Annotated in this window: 26 protein-coding genes; 3 read left to right on the top strand and 23 right to left on the bottom strand. The window is 64.1% G+C overall.

Features of this window, described 5'->3' with window-relative positions; translation table 11 throughout:
• The 10 genes from ACVWY6_RS14450 to ACVWY6_RS14405 all read right to left on the bottom strand — a co-directional run bounded on the left by ACVWY6_RS14450 (position 1) and on the right by ACVWY6_RS14405 (position 8,447).
• Entirely contained in the window at positions 1 to 609 is a 609-nt protein-coding gene (locus tag ACVWY6_RS14450; RefSeq protein ID WP_457538924.1) for a SipW-dependent-type signal peptide-containing protein, read from the bottom strand.
• Positions 606 to 1,181, bottom strand: coding sequence for a signal peptidase I (locus ACVWY6_RS14445; protein ID WP_457538922.1), 576 nt, complete (start codon positions 1,179 to 1,181; stop codon positions 606 to 608). The genes ACVWY6_RS14450 and ACVWY6_RS14445 overlap by 4 nt, the downstream gene beginning before the upstream one ends.
• A gap of 31 nt (positions 1,182 to 1,212) precedes the next feature.
• Positions 1,213 to 1,737 (bottom strand): hypothetical protein, encoded by a 525-nt coding sequence (locus ACVWY6_RS14440; RefSeq protein WP_457538920.1) that lies wholly within the window; start codon positions 1,735 to 1,737, stop codon positions 1,213 to 1,215.
• 36 nt (positions 1,738 to 1,773) lie between these two features.
• A complete protein-coding gene (locus ACVWY6_RS14435; RefSeq protein WP_457538919.1) occupies positions 1,774 to 2,328 on the bottom strand; it encodes an alternate-type signal peptide domain-containing protein in 555 nt (184 codons plus the stop codon).
• A 334-nt stretch (positions 2,329 to 2,662) separates the two neighbouring features.
• Positions 2,663 to 3,562: a universal stress protein gene (locus ACVWY6_RS14430; RefSeq protein WP_457538918.1), complete on the bottom strand. Its 900-nt coding sequence runs from the start codon at positions 3,560 to 3,562 to the stop codon at positions 2,663 to 2,665.
• Between the two features lie 112 nt (positions 3,563 to 3,674).
• Entirely contained in the window at positions 3,675 to 3,824 is a 150-nt protein-coding gene (locus ACVWY6_RS14425) for a hypothetical protein (RefSeq protein WP_457538916.1), read from the bottom strand.
• 138 nt (positions 3,825 to 3,962) lie between these two features.
• Complete coding sequence (locus ACVWY6_RS14420; RefSeq protein WP_457538914.1) at positions 3,963 to 5,558, bottom strand: regulator; 1,596 nt, start codon at positions 5,556 to 5,558, stop codon at positions 3,963 to 3,965.
• Between the two features lie 14 nt (positions 5,559 to 5,572).
• Positions 5,573 to 6,271, bottom strand: a complete 699-nt coding sequence (locus tag ACVWY6_RS14415; RefSeq protein ID WP_457538913.1) for a cysteine hydrolase family protein — start codon at positions 6,269 to 6,271, stop codon at positions 5,573 to 5,575.
• A complete protein-coding gene (gene atzF, locus ACVWY6_RS14410) occupies positions 6,268 to 7,698 on the bottom strand; it encodes an allophanate hydrolase (RefSeq protein WP_457538911.1) in 1,431 nt (476 codons plus the stop codon). Before atzF ends, ACVWY6_RS14415 begins: the two co-directional genes overlap by 4 nt.
• A 56-nt stretch (positions 7,699 to 7,754) precedes the next feature.
• A complete protein-coding gene (locus tag ACVWY6_RS14405) occupies positions 7,755 to 8,447 on the bottom strand; it encodes a GntR family transcriptional regulator (RefSeq protein ID WP_457538910.1) in 693 nt (230 codons plus the stop codon).
• 192 nt (positions 8,448 to 8,639) lie between these two features.
• Between ACVWY6_RS14405 and ACVWY6_RS14400 the strand changes: the two genes are divergently transcribed.
• Positions 8,640 to 9,005, top strand: coding sequence for a nuclear transport factor 2 family protein (locus ACVWY6_RS14400; RefSeq protein WP_457538908.1), 366 nt, complete (start codon positions 8,640 to 8,642; stop codon positions 9,003 to 9,005).
• Between the two features lie 4 nt (positions 9,006 to 9,009).
• On the opposite strand, the gene ACVWY6_RS14395 is transcribed toward ACVWY6_RS14400, so the two are convergent.
• Entirely contained in the window at positions 9,010 to 9,771 is a 762-nt protein-coding gene (locus ACVWY6_RS14395; RefSeq protein ID WP_023954463.1) for an SDR family NAD(P)-dependent oxidoreductase, read from the bottom strand.
• Between the two features lie 111 nt (positions 9,772 to 9,882).
• Here ACVWY6_RS14395 and ACVWY6_RS14390 point away from each other — a divergent pair, with 111 nt between their 5' ends.
• Both ACVWY6_RS14390 and ACVWY6_RS14385 read left to right on the top strand, forming a co-directional pair.
• The gene (locus ACVWY6_RS14390) at positions 9,883 to 10,677 is read left to right on the top strand and encodes a helix-turn-helix domain-containing protein (RefSeq protein WP_457538907.1); all 795 of its coding nucleotides are present in this window, start codon (positions 9,883 to 9,885) and stop codon (positions 10,675 to 10,677) included.
• 65 nt (positions 10,678 to 10,742) lie between these two features.
• Positions 10,743 to 11,120 (top strand): DUF427 domain-containing protein, encoded by a 378-nt coding sequence (locus ACVWY6_RS14385; protein ID WP_457538906.1) that lies wholly within the window; start codon positions 10,743 to 10,745, stop codon positions 11,118 to 11,120.
• A gap of 4 nt (positions 11,121 to 11,124) precedes the next feature.
• Here ACVWY6_RS14385 and ACVWY6_RS14380 read toward each other — a convergent pair whose 3' ends face one another.
• The 12 genes from ACVWY6_RS14380 to ACVWY6_RS14325 form a co-directional block, all read right to left on the bottom strand.
• Positions 11,125 to 12,147, bottom strand: coding sequence for an oxidoreductase (locus tag ACVWY6_RS14380; RefSeq protein WP_457538904.1), 1,023 nt, complete (start codon positions 12,145 to 12,147; stop codon positions 11,125 to 11,127).
• Between the two features lie 149 nt (positions 12,148 to 12,296).
• Positions 12,297 to 13,256: an alpha/beta hydrolase gene (locus ACVWY6_RS14375; RefSeq protein ID WP_457538903.1), complete on the bottom strand. Its 960-nt coding sequence runs from the start codon at positions 13,254 to 13,256 to the stop codon at positions 12,297 to 12,299.
• Positions 13,257 to 13,604: 348 nt separating this feature from the next.
• Positions 13,605 to 14,147, bottom strand: coding sequence for a DinB family protein (locus ACVWY6_RS14370; RefSeq protein ID WP_457538902.1), 543 nt, complete (start codon positions 14,145 to 14,147; stop codon positions 13,605 to 13,607).
• Between the two features lie 31 nt (positions 14,148 to 14,178).
• A complete protein-coding gene (locus ACVWY6_RS14365) occupies positions 14,179 to 15,687 on the bottom strand; it encodes a cation:proton antiporter (protein ID WP_457538900.1) in 1,509 nt (502 codons plus the stop codon).
• A gap of 130 nt (positions 15,688 to 15,817) precedes the next feature.
• Complete coding sequence (locus tag ACVWY6_RS14360) at positions 15,818 to 16,246, bottom strand: PaaI family thioesterase (protein ID WP_457540151.1); 429 nt, start codon at positions 16,244 to 16,246, stop codon at positions 15,818 to 15,820.
• An 88-nt stretch (positions 16,247 to 16,334) separates the two neighbouring features.
• Positions 16,335 to 17,759: an MFS transporter gene (locus ACVWY6_RS14355; RefSeq protein WP_400721454.1), complete on the bottom strand. Its 1,425-nt coding sequence runs from the start codon at positions 17,757 to 17,759 to the stop codon at positions 16,335 to 16,337.
• Positions 17,760 to 17,785: 26 nt separating this feature from the next.
• Entirely contained in the window at positions 17,786 to 18,901 is a 1,116-nt protein-coding gene (locus tag ACVWY6_RS14350) for a DNA alkylation repair protein (protein ID WP_457538898.1), read from the bottom strand.
• A gap of 44 nt (positions 18,902 to 18,945) precedes the next feature.
• Positions 18,946 to 20,823 (bottom strand): propionyl-CoA synthetase, encoded by a 1,878-nt coding sequence (locus ACVWY6_RS14345; RefSeq protein ID WP_457538896.1) that lies wholly within the window; start codon positions 20,821 to 20,823, stop codon positions 18,946 to 18,948.
• Between the two features lie 51 nt (positions 20,824 to 20,874).
• Positions 20,875 to 21,750 carry a metal ABC transporter permease gene (locus ACVWY6_RS14340; protein ID WP_023954409.1) on the bottom strand — a complete coding sequence of 292 codons (876 nt, stop codon included), beginning with the start codon at positions 21,748 to 21,750 and terminating at the stop codon, positions 20,875 to 20,877.
• Positions 21,747 to 22,535: a metal ABC transporter ATP-binding protein gene (locus tag ACVWY6_RS14335; RefSeq protein ID WP_051721135.1), complete on the bottom strand. Its 789-nt coding sequence runs from the start codon at positions 22,533 to 22,535 to the stop codon at positions 21,747 to 21,749. Before ACVWY6_RS14335 ends, ACVWY6_RS14340 begins: the two co-directional genes overlap by 4 nt.
• Positions 22,532 to 23,461, bottom strand: coding sequence for a metal ABC transporter substrate-binding protein (locus ACVWY6_RS14330; protein WP_457538893.1), 930 nt, complete (start codon positions 23,459 to 23,461; stop codon positions 22,532 to 22,534). Before ACVWY6_RS14330 ends, ACVWY6_RS14335 begins: the two co-directional genes overlap by 4 nt.
• Before the next feature lie 55 nt (positions 23,462 to 23,516).
• A complete protein-coding gene (locus ACVWY6_RS14325) occupies positions 23,517 to 24,326 on the bottom strand; it encodes an alpha/beta fold hydrolase (RefSeq protein ID WP_457538891.1) in 810 nt (269 codons plus the stop codon).
• Positions 24,327 to 24,339: the final 13 nt, after the last annotated feature.

Below are 24,339 nucleotides of genomic sequence, written 5' to 3'. Positions count from 1 at the left end.
TCAGGCCGCCGTTCCGGTGAAGGCCAACGTCAGGACGCTAGATTTGTTCTCCATAGTGATCGGCGTGGTGTTGACCAGGCTGACCAGAACGCAAAGGCTGTCGGTGGCAACGGTGCCACCGGCCGGTGTACCCGCGAGTGGTCTGGCGGAGAAGACGGTGGCACCGGGCGAGGTCGTCGGTGTGACTGTCGTGCCGACAACGGTGGTGGAGGAGCAGGTCCCCGTGGTCGTCGTGTTGGTCGCGGAACCCCCCGCGTGCACGAACACCCGTAGATAGGGGGCCAGAATGCCAGGTGATGACGCCTTGGCCAGGTAGGTCACCGCCAGTGATCCGGTGTTGCTTACTGTGAGCATCGCCGCTTTGCTGGAACCGGGGGTCATGCCGGTCATCCCCAACGTTGTGAAGGCGTAGGAATCCGCTCCATTGACTTTCATGTCTACCGAACCGATGGTGAACGCGCCGGAGGTTGCTGAGGCGGTGTCGCTCCAAGCGGCGAGGGTGCCCACCGCTCCCAGACCCAAGGCCATCCCGAGGGAGAGGATGGCGCGAATCTTCGTGCTGGCACACGCCTTCCACAGCATGCGCAGGGCCACCCGCGCCTGCATCATGATTGCTGCCGTTCGCGTCGTGACTCGCGGTGGCCCTTGTAGAACATGACAACGGAGTAAAGGAGCAACATGCTCACCGCTGCAACCAGTAGAATCATGTGCTGGCTACCAGAGATCATCGAACTTGCGCGACCGAGATAAGGGACGCTGTACCAGAGTTTTCCGCGGATCTGCTGAGGTTGTACTTGTTTGATGTCCGGAGCGCCGTTTGCATCGCCTTGGGTGGTGAAGAGGGTCTCGCCCCGGGTGTTCCGGTTCACGGCCACGATCCGGTGAGTGACCACAGCGGCTTTGCCGGTTTCGAGCTGGTAGGTCACCACGGTGCCGACGGCGAGTTCATCGGTGGGAACCTCTTTGACGACGATCAACGTGCCCGGCGGATAAGTAGGTTGCATCGAGCCGGTGAGGACGGTGTATGGCGTGGCCCCGGAAACGCGAGGCACGACAACCACGGCGAGAAGCACGACCAGGGTGGCGATCAGCAGTAGCCACGTCACGATCTGCTGAATCCACCACAGGGGACCAGTGCGTCTGGCCGGCAACGATGTTGCCTGAGTGGATGTTTGCGTCATTGTCCTGACCTGCTTCTTGAGGTATCTAGCACTAGGCCTGCGCGGCGGTGAAGGTGAACGTAGCTGTGTACGTTGCTCCTGAGGTAGCCAAGTTTGTGATGAGTGCGTGTAAGCAGATGCGTGTCGACGTTGCTGGTGCAAGCGCGATGGCCGGTGTGGTGTTGACCGGAAGTGCGGTGCCAGGCAAGGCGATGGTGGCGTCACAGTCGGCGGCCACCGAACCTGACGCCATTCGTGATGCGCTGACTGTCATGCCGCCCGTGGGACTGCCGGTAACGACTGCTGACGCCAAGCGGTAAGTCAGCGGGGTGGTTCCGGCGTTCCTGAGCAGAAAGGATTTCTGCCGGATGTCTCCGGGTTTGAGTGCGGTACTGGAGAATCCGCTCAGCGTCACCGACTTGACGCCATCGGCGGTGAGAATCAGGGTACCCGACGTGACTGTCGTTGCGCCGTTTGCCTCATGATCGCTCCACAGGGCGCCGGTCTCGTACGTCGCCAAGGTGGCGAGTACGAGAGCCGACGCTGCTGCGATCAGCGCGACAACCAATTTGGTCATGTCAGGGCCTCCGCGCTGTCAGTCGGTCCGGCCGATTCAGGCCTCTTGGACCTGTTGCAGAGTCACCGTCAGATCCGAGAGGTTCACGGACTCGTTCTGTGCCTCGAGATCCGTTGTCGTGACCGAATCGAACGAGAGCGTGACTACCACGTTGACGGTGTCGCCATCATTGGCCGCTGTGATCGGATAGTCCCCGGTGACCGGAGTGCCCGGCGCGACGCCGATGAATGCCACCAGCGACGTATCGAGATTCTCCAGCAGTGAGGCGTCTCCTGTGATCGTTGAGCCATCTGCGTTGAGCTCTGCGGCCAGATTGTCGCCAGCTGCATTGACCACCACCGATGCGCGATACTCGATTTCATCGCCTGGAACGATCAGGAAGGCTTCGATGTCAGCGATGGCCTCCTCGCCTCCGCCTGTCACGTCGAACCACGAGACATTCGTGGGTGGATCGAGTGAGAGTTCACCTGAGGAGACGATGCCGCCGTTGGTCGACTCATCATCATTCCAGTAGGCGAGAGTACCGAGGCCCCCGAGGCACAGGACGGCTGCTGCGGCTGCTGCTATGGCGCCTTTTATACGTGTATTCATATGACTGTCTTCCCTTTGGACCCAGCAAAAAAAGGGCCGTGGTGACGTGCGAATTGTTTGCAGATGTCGAGCCACGACACTGGGCAATGGCCAGCTGTCCGTGTAGGGATACGAAGTACATTCCCTGAGCGGCGGAGTGGCGTCGTCTCCATACGAGTGCCGTCCACTTAGGCCGATAACTGTAGATCGTACTCCGGGTATGAGATCGTTACGAACTGATTAGAAGTCCTAAAAACACGACAATCTACGCGTATAGGGCGTAGTGTGCCGATCCTGTTCGTGGGTGTAAGGCAGAACGTCTTCTTAGATCTGTTCACAACAGCCGTGCCATACGTCAGTGCACCACGAGCACCGAGCAATCAGCATGGTGGATGAGGCTCTGGCTGACCGAACCCAGAACGGCTCCGGCCAACTTGCCGTGCCCACGGCTCCCCACAACCACCAGCTGTGCGGACTGTGACAGTTCCTTGAGTCCCTTGGCCGGACCGGTGTCGGTGTACACCTTGTTGACGTGTGCACCCGGGAACCGTGCACGCAGCGGTGCCACCAGTTCGTCCAACTTCTGTTCCTGGTTGGATTGCAGGAGGTGCAGCAGGTTCCAGTCGACCGGCCCCTCGCCGTAGCCGAGCCCGACCGCGGCGCCGGTCTCCCACATGTGTGCAACCGTCACTGGTGCGCGCAGCGTGTCGGCGAGTTCGAACGCCGATTCCAGCGCGCGCGTCGAGTTCTCCGACTCATCCACTCCGACAACAACGGGTAGCGTCTCGTCGGTGTCGGGGCAGGCCGTCCTGCGCCACACCAGGACCGGGCAGCGCGAGTTGTTGACGATCCGGATCACATGGCCGCCGAGGATGAGATCGCTTGCCGCGCTGGTCCAGTGAGATCCAATGACCACCAATCTCGCAGTGGCCGAGATCTTTTCGAACGCCGGGCCAACGGCCTCGTTCACGATGTGCCGCTCGATGGACAGATCGGGATGCACCGCCCGGATGGCGGATTCCGCCTCGTCGATCTTCTTGCGGCCTTCCTCGGCGAGTTCGGCGGCCAACGCCTCGGGCGTGAACACCATCGCGTTGGCGAAGTACCAGTCGATCCGAGGTATGGCGTGGAACAGGGACAAGGCTGAATGGCTTGCTGCGGCAAAGTCCGCCGCCCATCGGGCGGCGCCGAGTGCGGCCTCGGAACCATCGATCCCCACGACGATGGCCGGTGCGTTGCTGGCGTCGGTGTTCATCTCACATCCTCGGTCCGGTGAACCGGATGATCAAGGCCAGCGCCATCGCTGGAAGTTCCCGGCTCGTCTCGAACCCTATGCCGTGGTTGCAGGCTCCATCAACGCTTCGATCTCACTGACCGTCGGACGTGCCGTCACTGCCACCGAGAGCATGGTCGCGTTCTTCCCCGGTGCCTTCTTCGCCTGCTTCGTACGTCTTCTTCTGCTCGGCTGTCTCGTCGGTTTCGCCGACAGGCTCTTCGTTTTCATGCGGAAAGGTCATGCGGTCCTCCTGCTCGTTGACACCTGGTCCTGCTGTCACCACCGTACGGGGCGTCGTTCGTGCCTTTCGATCGTCCATGGTGAGAGACCGAGAGCCCCACGGCGTGCGTGAGGCTCTCGGTGACCGTCGCATTCTGCGCTACTCGCGGGCGGCCTCGACGTCATCGATCTCGACCTCGTCCCTCGCGTTCGGGAGCAAGTGGTAACCGAGGCAGACGATTGCAAAGAAGAGGTAGCCCAGAGCTATCTCCGGAGCTGCGGCCCACTCGACCTCAGGAGCGTGGATTAGGCCGATGAACGTCAGCGCAGCGCCGGCCACGGAGGCGAGGGCCGCGTACAGGAACTTCTTCTCGATGATGAACGTGACCATGGTGCCGAGCACCAGGCCCACCAGCACGGCGCCCTCTCCGAGCGCTTTGAGTCCCTCGTAGACCACGCCGGCGCCGTCGAGTGAGTCGTAACCGACCTCACCTGCCGTGGTGCCTGCGGCGCTGAGGGCGTTGTCGATCAGGCCCGTTGCCCACTGAGCCAGGTTGGGGATGATCGCGATGACCACCGCCACGGCGTGGATCCGGGGAACCGCCTGGAAGGCCTGGGCGCCGATGAGCAATCCGATGTACAGGAGGATGGGGACGATCGCCGGGACGGGCAACAGTGAGTCGAGCACCCCGAAAAGGCCGAGGAAGCAGAGCAATCCGATTGCCACGCCACTGGCGAGTGAGTAACTCGTGCGACCGCCGGCGTCCTTCCAACCGGGATGACCGATGTAGACCGCGGGCGGGAAGGGCGAACCGAAGGCCGATCCGATGACCGCGCCGGCGCCGTCGGCGAGAAGCACACTGCGCAGGTTGTAGCTGTCTCCGGCGGCTGCTGCGCTTTCGACGTTGCTCATCGCCTCCGTGAAGTTGTACACGCCTAGCGGGATGGCGGTGCCGAGCAGTGGCGCGAGGTCTTTCAAGCCGTCGAAGAGCATGTCGAATCGTTGGTCGGGAACGCCGACGGCGATGTCGCTCACGGCGTCGGACACCGCCGGAGCATCCATGAATCCGCCGGCCCATCCGATGGCGGTACCCACGAGGAGAGCGGCCAGGCCGACCGGAATGTTGCCGGGCAGACGAACATTCGTGAAGAAGCCGATCAGGATGATCGCCAGGACGGGGAGACCGATCCATGCCGCCTCCCACATCTGGGCTGCCGGGCGCATGGAGATGAACGTGATCGAGATGCCTGCGAGTGTGCCGAGCATGGCCGCCCGTGGAGTGATCTTGCGGATGTACGGTCCGACGAATGCACCGATCATCACGATCACACCGATCATGAAGGCCCACGCCAGTCCCGCCTGCCATGCCGCCATCGCGTCGTTGGTGTTGAGGTAGACGGGCAGCATCACGACGAACACGACGATGAACATGTGTGGCACGCTCGGCCCGTAGGGCAGGGCGGTGACATCGGTGCGGTTCTCTTTGGCCGCCAGTCGGCGCGCCAGGAACGTGTAGTAGAGATTCCCCAGGATCAGGGCCACACCAAGAGCGGGAAGGACTGTGCCGAGAACATCGCCGGCAGGCACGCTGACGACACCGATCATCAGCCCTGTCAGGGTCAGGACGTTGACCAGGATGTTGAATCCCAGCCCGAAGAAGGCATTGGTGTCGCCGCGGGTCCACCAGGCGACGGTGATCTTGTCGTCGGTGGGGGATGGGGGAGTAGCCGCCGATTGGTTGACTTCTGTACTCATTGTCGTGCTTCCTGTCAGCTGTGTTGCGAAGGATCGGGGATGAGAGACAGGGCGGCGATGGCCGCCGTGGAATCGGCAACCCAGCCGAAAATTCCACCTTGCGCACTGATCATTTCCAGACCGACGCGCTGAAAATCGGGAAAATACGAACCGACACAATCGGATACGACAAGACACTCGTATCCGCGGTCGTTCGCCTCTCTGGTTGTGGTGTGAACACACACCTCGGTGGTGACCCCTGTTACCAGCAGTTGGGTGATGCCCGCGTCGGTGAGGATCTGCTGCAGGTCGGTGGCGTAGAACGCGCCTTTGCCGGGTTTGTCGATCACGACTTCGCCTGCAATCGGTGCCAGCTCATCGACGATGTCGTGGCCGTACTCACCCCGGATCAGAATCCGGCCGTATCGGCCGGGGTCGCCAATCCTCTTCGATGCCGCCCCACGGCGGAGTTTGCTCGGGGGGCAGTCGGACAGGTCGGGTTTGTGACCCTCGCGGGTGTGGATGATCATGATGCCGGCGGATCGGGCCGCATCGATCAACGCCGTAAGTGGCGGAACCACATCGAGGAGCAGGCTCACGTCGTTTCCGAGACTCTCGCCGAAGCCGCCCGGTAAGAGGAAGTCGCGTTGCATGTCGATGACGAGCAGGGCTGTCCTGCCCAGCTCGAGGGGAAATGGAGCCGGCACCGCGGTGTCGACGGTGACCACGGTCATGGGTTCTCCTCGTGGGATGCGATTGGGGTGGTGACTGTTTGGGGAATCTGTCCGGCCCGCGCGGCGTCGCGTGGCTCGTTGAGGAGTCGAGCTGCGAGGTCGAGCACAATGTCGTCGGACAATGCGGGGCCGAGCACTGTCACACTCAGCGGACGCCCATCAGCGGTGTGACCCACGGGAATCGCTACGCCGGTGAGGTCGAGTAGATTGCCGAAATGCGTGTAGTGCCCCAGCATCGTGTTGCAGTCGATGGGTTGCTCGAGCACCTGCGCAACTGTGAAGGTGGTTCCGATGGTGGGGACCACCAGCACGTCCATCTGGCGCCACAGGCGCCCGACCTGTGCGCGCAACTCCTGCAGCTTCTGTTGTGCGGCGAACGCGTCGACCGCGGTGTATCGCTCGCCGCTCCGCAGGATGTCGCGCACAACGGGATGGATCGATTCCGGTTGTGCAGCAAGGAAGTCGGCGAATTCAACCAGTCGCTCGGCCACCCATGGCCCGGAATACAGCAGGGCGCCGGCCTCGAGGAACGGCGACAGCGGGGCGTCCACCACTGTCGATCCACGCGAAAGCCGTTCGCGGAAGGCAAGATGGGCGGTTTCCATGTCGGAGTCGCCGAAGAAGTCGAGTTCCTGCGGTGACGGCAGGCCGACACGAATCGGCGCACCGCTGTGGCTGTTGCCTCGTGCGCGCGACCACGAGTCGTTTTCGTCCTCGGCTGCCATCACGTCGAATGCGCGGTCGACATCGTTGAGCGATCCGGCCATGATCGTGATGCAGTCCAACGACTTACATGCCGGCACCAGGCCCACTGCGCTGATGACGCCCCGCGAAGGCTTGAACCCGACGACCCCATTGAGTGCGGCGGGAACCCGGCCCGATCCCGCAGTATCTGTTGCGACGGCGAAAGGAACCTGGCCGAGGGCAACGGCGAGGGCTGAACCCGAGCTGGAGCCCCCGGAGATCATCTCGTTGCCATATACGCTGCGTGGCACGGTGAGTGGCGTTCGAGTGCCGTTGAGCCCGGTGGCGAACTGGTCGAGGTTGGTCTTACCGACATACAGAGCGCCCGCATCGAGCAGGCGTTGGACCACCGCCGCGGTGACCTCTGGCACGTAGGCGAAGTCGGGGCACGACAGGGTGGTCGGGACGCCGGCGACATCAATGCTGTCCTTGACCCCGAACGGCACCCCGTACAACGGAAGGGTGCGCGCCCCGGGCCGTCTCTCGATGGCTTCGGCGGCGGCGATCAATTGTTCACGCGGCACCGTGGAGATCCAGGTGCCGTCGTCACCACGTGCGGCAATGGCGTCTGCGACACGAGCGGCGGTGGTCGCCGGGGTACCGGTGCCGGTGGCGTGTGATTGGAGTATCTCGGCGATCGAGGGTCCGAGAGTCGGGCCGTGAACCGGTTTCCGGAAAGTCATAATGTCGATTGTCGACAGAATCGTGGCGACGACGGAACGGTTGTGTGTCGATCGTGTTAGTTGTTGCTCTCAAGTCCCAGATACGCGAGTTGTCCGTGATTCTTGGCCGCCTCCACGGCAACTCGTGCATCGTTGGTTTCGAGTGCCTCGAGAATCCGCTCGTGCCGGCGGATGCCGTCACTGGGGTCGTGGACCCGCGCCTCCGCGCGCAGATTGATGGCCATCGGGAGCTGCAACTTCAGCAGCACGGGTTCCATGGCGATGTCGAGCTGCCGGTTGCCCGCCAACCCGACCACTGCCGCGTGAAAACGACGATGGGCATCGTCCTTCTCGAGGTCGTCGTCGCGCCTACCGGCCTCTCGCATGTCGTCGAGCGCGGCCCGCACCGGACTCAGAGCGGTGGTCACGTCGGCAAGCGGCAGAGCTTTCTCGATCGCGTGCCGCTCGAGCAGGTGCCGTAGCTCGAACAGCTGCAAGATGTCCTGTGGCGACCACTCGGTGACCCTTGATCCGCGCCGGGGGAGATGCTCGACCAGTCCCTGCTGCCCGAGTAGTCGCAGCGCCTCGCGCAGTGGCGCCCGGCTGATACCTAAGCCAGCACACAACTGTTCTTCGACGATCTTGTCGCCCGGTTGCAGTGCGCCGCTGAGTATTTCGTCACGAATCCGCCTCGCGGCCACGTCGACCAGACTCACCGGTAAGCCGTCGCCTCCCACAGCTCGTTTCGGTGCTGCCACGGGTGAACCCATCCCCTCCATCGTCGGCGTCCTCACCATTCTGTCGACAATCCTAGAGCGCGCCGACGAATGCGAGCATTGTCGGCCGGAGCGGCAATGCGGCAAGCGGTCGATCAAAAGTGTTACCTCGGAGGTCATCGCTTCAACACACCGCGGCGCAGCAGCATGGTCATCACAACATCAACGCAAGACGAAGGAGATACGATGACCGAGATGACAGCCCTGGTCGACGACTACCTGAGCGCCTGGAACGAAACCGATCCAGGCGCACGGCGAGCGATCGTCGAGAAGGTCTGGGACCCCGAGGGTGTGTACACCGATCCGCTCGCTTCGGTGACGGGCACAGAAGCGATCGATCAGGTGCTCGCCGGGGCTCAGCAACAATTCGCGGGGATGCGGTTCGTTCGGGGTGACGTGTTCGAGACGCACCACAACATCGCCCGCTTCACCTGGGAACTGGTGCCGGAGAGCGGAGAAGAGGCAGTGGTGATCGGCTTCGACGTCGCCGCGGTGAATGACGACGAGAAGATCACCAGCGTCTACGGGTTCATCGACAAGATGCCGGGATAGACCGCTATGTGATGGTGAGGCCGCCGTCGACCACGATGGTCTGGCCGGTGACATACCCGCCGGCCGGTGAGGCGAGCCAGACCGCGGTGGCCGCGAGTTCTTCGGGATCGCCACTGCGGGGCAGCACCTGCCGTGCAGCCATCTGCTGCAGATAACCGTCGGGGTACTGGGCGGTCATCTCCGACTCGAAGAACCCAGGGGCAATCGCGTTCACCCGGATACCTTTTCGCGATCCCCACTGCTGGGCGAGGTCTCGGGTGAGCCCCGAGATCGCGGCCTTGCTCGCGGAGTAGGCGGCCTGCGGGAGGCCTGCGGTGGTGATGCCGAGGACGCTCGAGATGTTGACGATCGAGCTTCCCGGCTTCATCACCCGGCCGCAGGCCTGTGCAGCCCAGTAGGAACCGTTGAGATTGATGTCGATGACCGACCGGAATTGCTCGGGAGTCTCCCGGGTGGCCGGCACGGCCGTTCCCACTCCGGCGTTGTTGATCAAGACATCCACCTGGCCGAACTCGGTCATGGCAGCCTCGACCATCGCGGTGGCCTGCTCGACCTGCGTGATGTCGGTGACAACCGACAGGGAGGTGCCTCCCACAGACTCGACCAGCGCGGCGGTCTTCTCGAGCTTGTCGGCGCGGCGGGCAGCGAGTACCACGCGGGCTCCGGCCTCAGCGAACCCCTTGGCGAAGGCAACCCCCAAGCCGGACGAGGCGCCGGTGACGATCACCACCCGGTCATCGAGCCGAAAGCGGTCGAGCACGGTCATGAGAACTCCTCTTCGATCGTCGAACACCCACCGACGGGCAGCAGTCGAACATGCGCTCGGTGCAAAACCCGCAGTCCATAATGCTGACAGATCAACCCGGGAGATCAGTACATGACCGAAGAACAGCGTTACCTTTTCGGTGACCTGCTGCGGCAGTGGCGCACCACCCGCAAGGTGCCGCAACTGGAGCTCGCGTCAGCGGCCGACGTCTCCGCGCGCCATCTGAGTTTCCTGGAGACTGGCCGATCGGTGCCGAGCCGCGCCATGGTGCTCAGACTGGCCGAGCATCTCGATGTGCCGCTGCGCGAGCGCAACCAGATGTTGCTCGCCGCCGGATATGCCCCGTCCTACGGTGAGACGCCGCTTGACGGTTCCCGAATGACCATGGTGCGGAGCGCTTTACGTCAGGTGCTGGCCGCGACCGAACCGTCCCCGGCCTTGGCGGTGGACCGGCACTGGAATCTCGTGGACGCCAACGCAGCGGTTGCCGCCTTCACCGACGGTGCTCCCGACGACTTGCTGGAGCCTCCGTTCAACGTGCTCGAGTTCAGCCTCGACCCGCGGGGGCTCGGGTCCAGGATCATCAACCATCGGCAGTGGCGCAGGCACTTGTTCGAACGACTCGATCGGCAGATCAGGGTGACCGGCGACACGGAATTGAAAGCACTGCTGGCCCGCCTCCAGCGGTATCCGGTGCCCGACGCCGACGAGGATGTCGACGCAGATGCCACCCTCTCCGGCGATGTTGCAATCTACCTGAGGCTGCGCAGCGACCAGGGTGAGCTGTCGTTCTTCAGCACGGTCACCACGTTCGGTACCCCGCTCGACGTGACGGTCGACGAACTCAGCGTCGAGAGCTTCTATCCGGCCGACGACAAGACGGCGGAGTTCCTGCGACTTCGCTAATCGGTGACGCGGGGAATGCACGGCTGCGGTGAGCGTTGGCACCGAGGGAGAGAAAGAGGCGAACCATGTCGAGAACGCAATTGATCCCTGGCCCCGACCATCCGATCACGGTGGAACCGAGCGCCGACTCGGTGACCGTGACCGCAGGCGGCACGCTCGTCGCCGACACCGACAAGACGCTCACCCTGCGTGAGGCGTCCTACCCGCCGGTGGCGTACGTGCCGCTCGCTGCGGTCGATCCAAAAGTGCTGCAACGCAGCGACACCGAGAGCTACTGCCCGTTCAAGGGCAGTGCCTCCTACTTCGATGTCGTCACCGACGAAGGCGTCATCAAAGATGCGGCCTGGACGTACGAGGAGCCCTACGATGCGGTCGCGCCGATCGCCGGGCACCTCGCCTTCTATCCCGACCGGGTCGACATTTCTGTTGACCCCGTGAGCTGAGTCCTCAGAACCCGCCGGCCACCCGCACCACGGCCCGGCCTGAGAACTCTCCCGCGCGAACCTGGTCGATCACGCCGACGACGTCTTTGACGTCGACCTCCGACACGATGTGCGCGAGGTGCCTGGGGGCAAGCGGTCCGGCAAGTGCAGCCCAGATGGTTCGTCGAGGCTCGATCGGCATCTGCACCGAGTCCATGCCGAGCAGGGCGACACCGCGCAGGATGAACGGCAGCACGGTGGTGGCCAACGCAGGTCCGCCGGTCAGGCCGCTGGCCGCCACGGCGCCGCCGTACTTGATGCCGCTCAGCACCTCGGCGAGCGTCTTGCCGCCGACACAGTCGACGGCGCCCGCCCACTGGGCCTTGCCGAGCGGGCGGGGTTTGGCATCCGGGTCCAGTGGCAGTCGGCCGATGACGTCGGCGGCACCGAGTTGTCGCAGCCGATCGCCCGCGTCCGCCTTGCCCGTGGACGCGACCACCTCGAAGCCCTGACCCGCCAGGATGTCGACGCTGACCGAACCGACGCCGCCGGTCGCGCCGGTCACCAGTACCGGGCCGTCGGCGGGGGAGATCCCGCGATCGAGCAGTGCTTGCACGCTCATCGCCGCGGTGAACCCGGCGGTCCCGATCGCGGCACCGTCGCGTGGCGAGAGTGCCCCGAGGGCAACCACCCAGTCGGCCGGAACGCGCGCGTACTCGGCGTAGCCGCCGTGGCGGCCGGTGCCGATCTCGTAGCCGTGGGCGAGAACCAGATCGCCGACCGCGAAGTCGGGTGACTTCGATTCCACGACCTCGCCGGTGAGGTCGATGCCGGGAACGATCGGATAATCGCGTACCACACCACCTTTCGGCGTCAGAGCGAGTGCGTCCTTGTAGTTGACACTGGAGTACAACACCCGGATGGTGACGTCGCCGGTCGCCGCGGTGGGAGTGCCACCCTCGGGCAAGAACGATTCGTCCACGGTCTCGATTGCGGTCTCGATACCGTCGTCGGTCTGTCGCGCCACCAGGGCTGAGAACTGATCCATGAGCCGACGTTAACGTCACCGATGGCACATTCGGACAACGGGGAGTACGAACGGACGCTGAAACATAGACCTCGTCGCCTGAGCACAGCAACAACGACGTCGGCCGCGACCCGAGAACTCTGGGGCGCGGCCGACGGACTGTTGTGGGACTAGACGCCCAGCGAAGGAGCGAGCGTTCCGTACCAGGATTCCTTGAGGCGGTCCTCCCAGTGAGTCCACCAGTGCACACCCTCCGGCGTGATGTGGATCTGCGGGTTGACGCCGGCGACACGGAGGCTGGCGACGTAGAGCTGGCTACTGATCGACGCCGCGGTCTCCAGCGGCACCATCTGGGAGAACTTGATCGGGTCGAATGACGGGCTCGCCGGGTTGAAGATCGGGTTCGTCCGAGGCGAACCCGCACCCGAGGACACGTACACGCGCTTGCCACGCAGGTTTCCGGTGTGCAGCGAGGGATCGTTCGCTGTCCAGGCTCCGGCCGGCCACACGCCCCACATGTTCACCGGGTTGCCGCCCATCTCCAGCACGGATGCGGCGATGCCCTGTGCAAACCCCGGGGTGCTGACCGTGGGGTAGCCGCTGTACGACGCCACGCCCTGGTAGAAGTTGGGGTGCTTGGAGGCCAGGTTCAGTGCGGAGGTACCGCTCATCGAGAGTCCGGCAATGGCGTTGCGCCGGTTGTCGCTGTTGAACGCCGACTTCAGGTAGGCAGGCAGTTCCCGGGTGAGAAAGGTTTCCCACTTCTGCCGGCCCAGGGTCGGGTCGTCGCGCTGCCAGTCGGTGTAGAAACTGCCGCCGCCGCCGAACGGGATCGCCACGTTCACGTTCTTGCCCGCGAAGAACTGCTGCACATCGGTCTCGATGAGCCAGCCGCTGTTGTTGTTAGGTGCACGCAGGCCGTCGAGCAGGTAGAGGGTGGCATGGCTGCCACCGCCTGACGCGGGGAGGACGCGAACGGGGATGTTCTTGTTCATCGCGGCGGAGTAGACGTAGACCGTCTGAGGGGCTGCCGACGCAGTGCCGGGTGCCGCGGCCACCGAGACCGCCACTCCGGCCACAAGGGCAAGGGCTCCGGCGACGAACTTTCGCCAGGCGTGCTTTGCGCGCATCAGTTTCCTTTTGTACGTGGTGCCAGTGAATGGCCCGATCCGGACCGGTGCTCACCCCGGTGCCGCATGCGGCCCCGCGGGAAAGATAACAGCAAAATAACAGGGCATCTGTTTGCGCGCACCCTTGGCAACGCGACCGGTCATGGCGACGATCGTGAGCCTTGCGAGCGATCCCGTATGACCTGCGGCGCTGTCGATTTCTAACCTGCTTCGAACCCGATGATGGCGCCGGCGGGAGGTGCAGTGGAGACTCGATCCCCGCGCCCGCCAAGGACTTCGTCAGCGACTTACCCGTCGCTGCACCCGCTGTCGCGGCCATGCCGAGCGGCAGAATCCACACCACTCGTATCAGGACTGCTGACGGGAGAACTTGTTGCCGGTCACGTCGTACAAGTGGTGGATCGGATCGTGGATGAAGTACAGGGCAAGCGAGTCGATGGTGAACTCGCTGCCGTCGCTTCGGCGGCCGCGGCGGGAAAGCGCACTGTCGGGAACGGCAGCAAAGGCTTCGGCCAATCGTGATGCGGCAGTGAGTAATTCGTCCGCCACCACTGCCGGATCTTGATCGTTGTAGCGTTCGGCAACGGCGGTCGCATCCTGATCCCAGTTCTCGAACGCCGGATTGTCCTGAATGAGCATCGCTTCGAGGCGCTCGACGAACCTGATGAACACGTCGCGCACATGGGCCGCATACTCCAGTGGAGACCACGTGGAGTCATCGGGTCGCCGGCAGGGATCGGCCACGGCCAACGCTGGAGGCCACTGCGCCGCGTTGACCGAGATCAGTTGCGGGATGTCCCGGAAACCGATCGCGGTGGGATCGAAACCGCAATCAGCGCAGGGTCGTTCAAGCACCCACGTCCAGTTCTTGGTGTCGGGCACAATGGCCATGTTGCTTCCCCTGTCGGTACGTGCAACCACCTTATCGCTGACCACGGGCGGTGGGCGGCCTCATCGAGTTGCCCCGAGTGACCTGACGACTCTCAGCTGCAGCCTGCTGGAGATCGATGTGGTGGAGAAGGTCATCGCCGATCTCGTCGCTCAGCTGTCGCCGACGGACCGCCCTGGCGATGACGGCACGTTGTCCGGAGAAGTCGCTCGGGTCAACCTGCGCGATCATGTCCACACCGCGAGCGGTCTCGGCGGCCTCCCAGTCGTATTCAGAGGACACGTCTATCCGGAGTTGTCGAGCGAGCAGCGGCAACGTCACCCCCTGGACCAGCAGGGTGCCCAGAGCCACGATGTAGGCGACCACCTGTATCAGCTCGCGACCATGGAACGGTTCACCGGCCACCGACATGGGCAACCCGGCTGCCGCGGCAAGCGTGACGATCCCCCGCATGCCGGTCCAGGAGACGAGCAGTATCTCCCGTCCCGACAGTCTGCCTTCAGAGACGGGCGACTGCGAATCGCGCCCGGTTCGGTGCCGCCGGAACCGGCCGAACGCGGCACCCACCACCACGATTCGGACAACCATCACCGCGACCAACACGGTGAGACCGAGCCCGACGTCATCGAAGCGTGAGCCCGATGTGTGCATCAGGTCCTCGATGACAAAGCGGAACTGAAGACCCATGTACGCGAAGACGAAGGATTCCAGAACAGTGTCCGCGATGGGCCAGATCTCCCGTTCCTGCAACCGTGTGCGATAGCTCGGCGCACCACCGCCGGCGGAGCCCGCAAGCGACGTATGGGTTCCGATCGTGAAACCGGCCGCGACGACAGCGAGCACTCCGGATGCCTGCAACTGGCTGGCGAGGAGGTAGGCAGCAAACGGCAACGCCAGGCCCAGTACGCACTCGAGAGCCGGGTTGCCGAGCCGTTGGCGGATCCACACCGCCGTCGCCCCCAGACCCACACCGATCGCGAGACCGGCGCCGAGTTCATAGAGGAACAGAAGGGCGGGGTTGGCGATGAACGTGTGCCGGCCCGTCACCGCTGCGACGGCCACCGCGAGGATGGTCAGCGCCGCGGCGTCGTTGACGAGGCTCTCGCCCGTGAGGATCGCGACCACGCGTTTGGGCAAACTGAGTTCACGACCGTGCCGGACGGTTGTGACGCTGTCGGGTGGCGAGACCACGGCGGCCAACACGAATGCGCCGCCGAGACCCAGGCCCGGTGCGAGCCACCACGTGAAGAATCCGATGGACACAGCCGTCGCCATAACCAGGCCGACCCCGAGCGCGAGGATGACGCGCAGATGGCGCAGAAAGGTGAGTATCGAGAAGTGAACCGCCGCCGAGTAGAGCAGAGGCGGTATCACCAACGTCAAGATCAACTCGGGGGACAGCTGAAGCCGCGGAATGTCCGGAATGAACGAAACAATCCCCGCGACAACAACGATCACCAATCCGGATTGGACCCCGGCCCGGTGGCACAGTGCAGTCACCCCGAGGGCGCCGATGAGCACGATCAATAATATGGCGATCATCGGCGGCCCCCGCCACGGGTCGAGGCAGCAGAAACGATCGCGTCAGACACTTGGCCGACCATAGATGTCGCACATGTCAATTCCCGTGCGGAACGCTGAGAGTTCGATCAGAAGCTGACGAGAGGTGCGTTCACGCGGATGTGTCGAAGATCAGAAGAGCGCTCGATGCGGTCGCGACCGTTTTGCCGGCTGCATCGGTGATCTCCGCCTCGGCGAAGGCAACACGACGCCCCGGCTTCTTCACCCAGCCACGCGCTGTGAGCCGGCCCGAGTCGAGTGTCACCCCACGCATGAAGTTCACCTTGATCTCGATGGATGTGTACCCGGTGCCGCGCGGCAAGGTGGTGTGCACGGCGCACCCCGCAGCCGAATCGAGCAGTGTGCAGATGATGCCACCGTGAACCGCGCCGATCGGGTTGAAGTGAGACTCGTTGGGCTCGAGGGTGAATACGGCTGTGCCCGAGTCCACCGATGCCAACTGGGCGTCGATCAGACCGACGATGGGCGGTGCGGGGATCGTCCCGGCCGCCAGGGCCTGAAGATAGTCCAACCCGGCCATCGTTTGCGATATGGCAGCGGGTTTCGACGGGTCGTGCCACGTGACGGTGCGTGATCGGGGCTCACCCCACTCTGCGGATGCAAGTGGGTCACCCATGTGAGGGCCTGCTTCGGACGAAGACGGCGGTCGGGATGGCCACGGTGACAAAGACTGCGGCAGCCACCAGTGCGCAGGTGTGGAATGCCGACTCAAACGCTTCGTCGGCGGGGCGGGTCAGCAGACCGGAAGCGAGCTGCGAGGTGAGTATCGACCCGAGCACGCTTGTGCCGAGTACGCCACCGAGCTGGCGGAACATGTTGACCGTGCCGCTGGCCATCCCTGCCTGAGCGGGTGCCACACTGTTCATGGCGGCAGCGGTGGCCGGCGCGATCAGAGAACCGAAGCCGACTCCCAGGACCACCAGTGCCACGGTCAGGTTTGTCCAACCCTCGTGCGGATGGACTCGCAGGAGCAGTAATGATCCGAGCGCTGTGATGATCAGCCCGGTTGTGAGCATGACCTTGAATCCGATGCGCGGCAACAACCGTGGCGCGATCGCACTGACGACAACGTAGGTGCCCATCAGAGCGAGCAGATGCAGCCCGGTGGTCCAGGCGCTCAGCTTTCCTATCCTTTCGAGAAACAACACGGAGATCAGGGACAGTCCGGTGAAGCCGAAGAGCACGGTCGCGCTGACCACCATGACGGTGGAGAAGGACGCTGACCGAAAGAGGCGCAGATCAAGCATCGGGGCGTTCGTCGAGCGCTCATAGAAGATGAAAAAAGCCAAGGCGCAGGCAAATACGATGATCGCGATGATCGCGTGGGTGGACGTGAAGCCGCTGTGTGAACCGTCGATGACCCAGTAGGTGAGCGCGGCGATGGCTGTGGTGGCGGACAGAAGGCCGGGAACGTCGAGTCTGGCTCCTTGAACTTTGCTGCGTGGCACAACAATCGGGGCGATGACCACGACGACGAGGGCAGCGATGGCGTTGACGAGGTAGACGGCATTCCAGGAGAATGCCCCGAGGACCGCTCCGGCTGACAGGGGTCCGATGGCGAGGCCAAGGCCGGAGCAAGCAGCCCAGACGCTGATCGCCTCGGTCCGCTCCTTCGGGTCGGGGAAGCCGTTGCTGATGATGGCCAGACTGTTGGGCAGTACCAGCGCGGCTCCCACACCGGTGATCGCCTGAGCGGCAAGGATCATGCCGCTGCTGTGCGAGAGGAACGATGAGAGGCTGCCGAGCGACATGATCGCAGAGCCGGCGATGAACGCGGTTCGTCTGCCGATGACATCACCGACGGTGCCCGCAGAAAGCACCAGGCTGGCCACCACCAACGCGAAGATGCTCGGGATCCACACCATCGTGGCACTGTCGGCAGCGAGATCGGATTGGATCGCGGGAACGGCCGAAATGGTGGCCGTGATGTTCAGGAACGTGAGCATCATGCCGAAGCACACCGCTGCCAGCGCAAACCACCGGGTGTTGTCGCTGCCGGTCGCCGGCGCGGCCGACTGACTACTAGTAAGCATAGTCAGAAGGTACGGCCTGACTATGGTCAGCGCAAGACAGTGGGATCTACGGCGGCGACAAGATCGAATTCGGCCTCACCCATGCGCCGGCCGTTCACCTGCACGGCCAGTTCATGGCGGCCGGGGTGGTACCGGCGGGTGGTGATGGGGACAAACGAATGTGACTTGCTCAAACGTAGGTGTTCACCCGGTCTCATCGTCTTCGTGGCCAACTTGAACACCTTGTGGGTGATGGCGCCGTTGGCCTTGCGGAATCCGATGCTGTAGTCGACGACCACGTTCACCGGTGACTCGCCGGAATGCGCCAGAGTTACCGCGAACGCCAGTTTGTCCCCGGTGTCCACGGTTGGGTCGACGATCAACTCGGTGAGGTCGAGACCGGTCGGCGCATCGAAGCCCAGCAGCGCCAGCGCGTCAGGGTCGCCCTTCTTCACCAGCGTCCGCAACGCGTGCCGCACCAGCCTGCCGGTGTTGGCGTCGGGTGCACTCTGCCAGCGTGCCGCAGTAGAGACCACCAGGTCGGGGTGGTGCCGGCTGAGGTCGTTGACGTGATTGGCCACGGACCGTCGAACGTACTCGCTGGGGTCGCGGTAGAGCGCATCGACGATCGGGAGGGTTGCCTCTGGATGCCTAAGTAATTCGGGTATCCGGCGTGCCCACGGCAGGTAATGCCGGGTTCCTTCGCTCGCGAGCCGCCGCACGTGGTGGTCCGGTGATTCCGCCCAGGCGCGCGCCGCGGCAAGGGTGCGGTCGAGATCGGCCAGAAGCATGGTGCGCAGAGCGAACTCGGATGTGAGTCGGGGAGTGAGCTCGGCGAGCAACGCCAGGCCGGTGTCGAAGGCTCTGGTTGTCCGTTGCGCGGTGGCACGCAAGGCCACTGCTTCGGTGATCGGCCAGACCATCCACCCGGTGCAGCTCGGCTGGTCGATGAGTTTGTTCACCGCGCCGACGAACTCGGTGAACGGCTCGGGCAGATCGCCGATCAGGGCATCACGGACGAGATCTGATCGATTCTTGAGCGCCATGCCGTCGAACTCGTTGACGGTTGCCGACGTGCGGGCGGTGTCGTAGCCGGCGAGCATCAGGCACGTCGTCAGGCCCTCGACCGCGGAGGCGCCCAGGAGTTCGTCGGCGAATGGCATGGTGCAAATCTACGGGTGGCCACCGACAGGTCCCGTGACCACGATCATTCGAGTTGGCTCTTCAGTGCCTCGAGAACCGCCGGGTCCTCGATTGTCGATGGCACCGTGAAGGATTCGTGGTCGGCGATCTGACGCATCGTCTTGCGCAGGATCTTGCCCGACCTCGTCTTGGGGAGCGCATTGACGACGGTGACATCGCGGAAGGTCGCGACTGCGCCGATCTGCTCGCGCACCATGGCGACCAGTTCGGAACGGAGACTCTCCGGATCGATGTCGACCCCTTCTTTGAGAACCACATATCCGCTGGGCCGCTGACCCTTGAGTTCGTCCTGTATGCCGATCACCGCACATTCGGCGACCGCCGGATGTGCCGCGACCACGGCCTCGATACTCCCCGTGGACAGCCGGTGGCCGGCGACATTGATCACGTCGTCGGAACGTCCGAGGACAAACACATAGCCGTCGGAGTCGATGTATCCCGAGTCGCCGGTCAGATAGAAACCGGGGAATGCCTTGAGATACGAATCGTGGTAGCGCGCTTCGTCATTCCACAGGCCGGTAAGAGTTCCGGGCGGAAGTGGGAGTTCGATGACGATGTTGCCTTCACCGCCTGCCGGAACGATTTTCCCCTCGGCGTCGACAACCTGCACCCGGAAGCCCGGCACCGGGACGGTGGGCGACCCGGCCTTGAGTGGCATGGGTTCGAGGCCACGGAGATTGGCCGCGATCGCCCAGCCGGTCTCGGTCTGCCACCAGTGGTCCACCACCGGGACGCCGAGCACCTTCGTCGACCACTCGTATGTGTCCGGATCGAGTCGTTCGCCGGCGGCGAAAAGTGTCCGAAGCGATGAGATGTCGTACTGCGCAATCAGATTCGCCTCCGGATCCTGCTTTCGGACGGCGCGGATGGCGGTGGGTGCGGTGAACAGCGCCCGTACGCCGTAGTCGTCGATGACCCGCCAAAAGGCGCCCGCGTCCGGCGTTCCCACCGGTTTGCCCTCGTACATCACGGACGTGGCGCCCGCGAGGAGCGGGCCGTAGACGATGTACGAATGGCCCACCACCCAGCCGACATCGGATGCCGTCCACCACACGTCGCCTGGGGCGATGTCGTAGATGTTGCGCATCGACCACGTCAGTGCCACGGCGTGGCCACCGTTGTCGCGGACGACGCCTTTGGGTTTACCGGTGGTCCCGGAGGTGTACAGGATGTAGAGCGGGTCGGTGGCCGCGACCGGAACAGGTTCTGCGGCAGGCGCTTCGGCAGTCAGATCATCCCAGTCGAACCAGCCGTCGTGGTCTGCCGCGCTCCCGGCGACCTGCTCGCGATTCTTGACGATCACCGTGCTGGGTGGGTGATCGGACAGCTCGAGTGCTGTGGTCACCATCGGCAGGTACTCCACGGTGCGCCCCGGCTCGAGTCCACCCGATGCGGTGATGAGGGCAACCGGGCGGGCGTCGTCGATGCGGGTGGCGAGTTCTTTTCCGGCGAACCCACCGAACACCACCGAGTGCACGGCGCCGATCCGTGCGCAGGCCAGCATGGCGATGGCGGCCTCGGGGATCATCGGCATGTAGATGATGACGCGGTCACCGGCGGTGACGCCGCGCTCACGCAGGGCGCCTGCGAATGTGGCGACCTCGGCCAGCAGGTCGGAGTAGGAGAAGGTGCGTGAGACACCGGTCATCGCCGAATCCCAGATCAGGGCCGGCCGATCGCCGTGGCCGGCGTCCACATGCCGATCCAGCGCGTTGAAACTCGTGTTGAGGGTTGCTCCGGGAAACCACTGGTACTGCGTTTCGCTCCGTCGGCCGAGAGCGACGGTTGGTGCTGTGTACCAATCAACAGCCTTGGCCGCGTGAAGCCAGAACTCGTCTGGGTCGTCCACACTCTGCGCAAAAGCCTCCGCGTACAGCCCCATCACTCGCCATCCTCTCGCCGATCAGGACGGCCCTGAAGGGCCGGCCCTGCGTCAGGACGCCGCGAGAGCCGTGGAGCGTCGTCGCTGCGCCCGGTTGATCGCCTTGATCAACACGCCCTGGCGAGGTGCGAACAGATAGATGACCGCAAACGCCAGTCCCTGGGCGAGTACCACCATCGCGCCGGGTGCCACGTCCAGGTAGTACGCATAGTAGATCCCCAGGACTGCGCAGGAACAGGCCAAGATCGGGGCGATGATCAGCATCCGGTTGAAGCGATCGGTGAGCAGGTAAGCGGACGCACCCGGGATGATCAGCATCGCGACCACCAGAACAACGCCGACGATCTGCAGTGCCACAACACATGTGAGAGCCAGCAGTCCGAGCAACAGGGCGCCGAGGCGACGAGGTGACAAACCGATCGCGTGAGCGTGGGTGGGGTCGAAGGCGAACAGGGTGAGGTCTCGTCGTTTGAGTGTCAGGACCACCACGGCGACCACGGCCAGTCCGAGGATCTGCCACAGGTCTGATTGCGAGACCCCGAGAACGTTGCCGAAAAGGATGTGGTTGAGGTCGGTCTGACTCGGCGTGATCGAGATGAGTACCAGGCCCAGGGCGAACAGTGTGCTGAAGACGATGCCGATCGCGGCGTCTTCCTTGACCCTGCTGGTGTCGCGGACCACGCCGATCAGCAGGACGGCACCGAGGCCGAAGATCAACGCACCCACCGCAAACGGCGCGCCGAAGATGTACGCAAGCACCACGCCGGGCAGAACCGCGTGGGATACGGCATCACCCATCAGCGACCAGCCGATCAGAACGATCCAGCAACTGATCATGGCGCACACCGCGGCGGCGACCGTGGTCGCGAGAAGCATGTTCACCATGAAGTCCTCGGCCAGAGGGTCGAGCCACCAGTCGATGATCATGACCGCACCCCCCGTCCCAGCACGTCCATACCGAAGGCCAGGGCAAGGCTCTCCGGCCGTAGTACGACGTCGGGCTCGTCGTGCATCAGGACCGTGCGCATCAGCAGTACCGCCTCGTCGCAGAAGGTCTCGAGCGAGCCGAGGTCGTGGGTGGAGATGAGGATCGTCTTTCCCTGTGAGGCCAGGGACGTCAGGAGAGCGATGATCGTGGCTTCCGACTTCTTGTCGACGCCTGCGAAGGGTTCGTCGAGCAGCAGGACGTCCGCCTCTTGGGCGATCCCACGGGCGACGAATGCCCGCTTGCGTTGTCCACCGGAGAGTCGCCCGATCTGACGGCCGGCCAACTCGGTCAGCTCGACCTGGGCGAGGGCATGGTCGACGGCTTCCTTGTCGGCGCGACGTGGCCTGCGGGTGAATCCCTGACGGCCGTACCGCCCGGTCATCGCTACTTCGCGGACCGAGATGGGGAACGTCCAGTCGACGTCTTCGGACTGCGGGACGTAGGAGATGAGACCGTTGCTGCGCGCCTCTGCCGGTGTACCTCCGGCGATCTCGACCGATCCGGAGTCGGGTTTCACCAGCCCCATGATGGTCTTGAACAGTGTCGACTTGCCCGAACCGTTCATCCCGATCAGTCCGCAGATGCGCCCCGGCGCGATGTTGATGGAGACGTTGTCGAGGGCGTGTACGTCGCCGTAGAACACGCTGACCCCGTTGATCGCGATGGCGGGGGGCCCGTCGTGAGGGGTTCGGCCCGGCTGAGGCTGGGAAGGAAGTGTGGTCATTGGGATCCACCTCGGGTCAGTGCGTTGACGATCGTGTCGGAATCGTGGCGGATGAGGTCGAGATACGTCGGCACCGGGCCATCGGACTCGGACAGCGAGTCGACGTAGAGAACGCCCCCGAAGTCGGCGTCGGTGGCGCGCTCGACCTGGCGCATCACCGAATCACTCACGGTGGACTCGCAGAACACCGCGCGAATGTTGTTCGCGCGCACGAAGTCGATCGTGGACTGCAATTGCTTCGATGTGCCCTGCTGTTCGGCGTTCACGGGCCATACGTATTTCTCTTGCATACCGGTGTCACGGGCGAGGTACGAGAAAGCGCCTTCGCAGCTGACCAGCGCTCTGCTCTGCGGTGGCAGCTTGGCCAATTCGGAGACCATCCGGTCGTGGACCTCTTGCAACTGCGCCTTGTAGGTGACGGCATTCTGGCGGTACTCGGAAGCATGGTCGGGATCGAGTTCGGCGAGTGCCGATGCGATGTTGTCGGCGTACGTCTGGACGTTCAACGGGGACATCCAGGCGTGGGGGTTCGCGGTACCCGTTCCGGCGTCATCGCTGATGGGGATGGGCTCGACGCCCTTGCTGGCGACCACGTGTTCCACGTCGAGCCGGTCGACGAACTGCTCGAACCAGGCCTCCAGGTGCAGGCCGTTGTCGATGATGAGGTCCGCTTCCGCGGCCCGTCGCAGGTCGCCCGGTGTCGGTTCGTAGCCGTGGATCTCCGCGCCGGCCTTGGTCACGGACTCCACCCGGACTTCTGGCCCCGCGATGTTGGCGACGATGTCTTGGAGCACCGTGAACGTGGTCAGCACTGTCAGCCGACCGTCGTTGCGCTCGCGTTTGCCGACACACGCACTGAGGGCCAACACGCTCAGGGCGATGACGAACACCGAGGTCACCCGCACTACCCTGGACCGAGTTCGCATCCTCTCACCTTAGAGTTCGGGTACCCGAACTTTCAACTTCAACCGAGCGGCAGACTCACCCGTCCAGGAAGTCTGCGACCCCTTGCGGCCACTCGCGGAGTTGACCCGGGGTGTCGGCGACGCACAAGTGCGCCCCCGGGATGACGGTTGCCAACCGACGTGCGGTGGACAGCGGATGGCCCGGGTCTCCTGACCACGCGAGCACCAGGGTGGGTACTCGCAGTGCACGCAGCTCCACGTCCGCCGGCAGATCCGACCGCGCGGCGCCCCGCAGGACCGATGGCAGCAGGGATTCGGGCACAGCGATCGGTGTTCGGGCGTCGGCAAGACCCGACAACACCGCAGGCGGTGGTCCTGCGGAAGCTGCTTCGTAGGCGGCCAGCCCGCTGCGTTCGATGAGGTCGGCGCCTGCCCGGTAGGCGACAACGTGTGCGGCCCGGACCTGTCCGGCGGTCGGTGGGGTGGTCAACACGAGGTGGTGGAACCGGTGTGGTTCGGCGACCGCCGCCCACAGCAGCGTGGCTGTCCCCATGGACGAGCCGATCCCGGCGACCGGCTCGTCGGGGCTCACCGAGTCGAGGAGGCCGAGCAGGTCACGGCCGAGGTTCGGCCAGGTGTACTGCTCCGGATCGGCACCGCCCGTCGATCGGCCGTGGCCGCGGGCGTCGTACCGGATCAGCCGGTGATCGCGGGTGACCGGCGACCAATCGAACATGCCGACGATCTCCTGGGCGGTGGCGCTGGACGTCAGCCCATGCGCCCAGATGGCGGTCCGGCCTGACCTGGAGGCGTGGCCCGACTCTGTCCAGGCGAGTTCGGCGTCCCCGATCGCGGTGGTGTGGATGGATGCAGGCGGGCCGCTCACCGGCAGGCCGCCG

The organism is Williamsia sp. R60, from assembly GCF_054063855.1.
The sequence above is the reverse complement of the archived record's forward strand: the minus strand, read 5'-3'. Positions and strand labels throughout refer to the sequence as shown.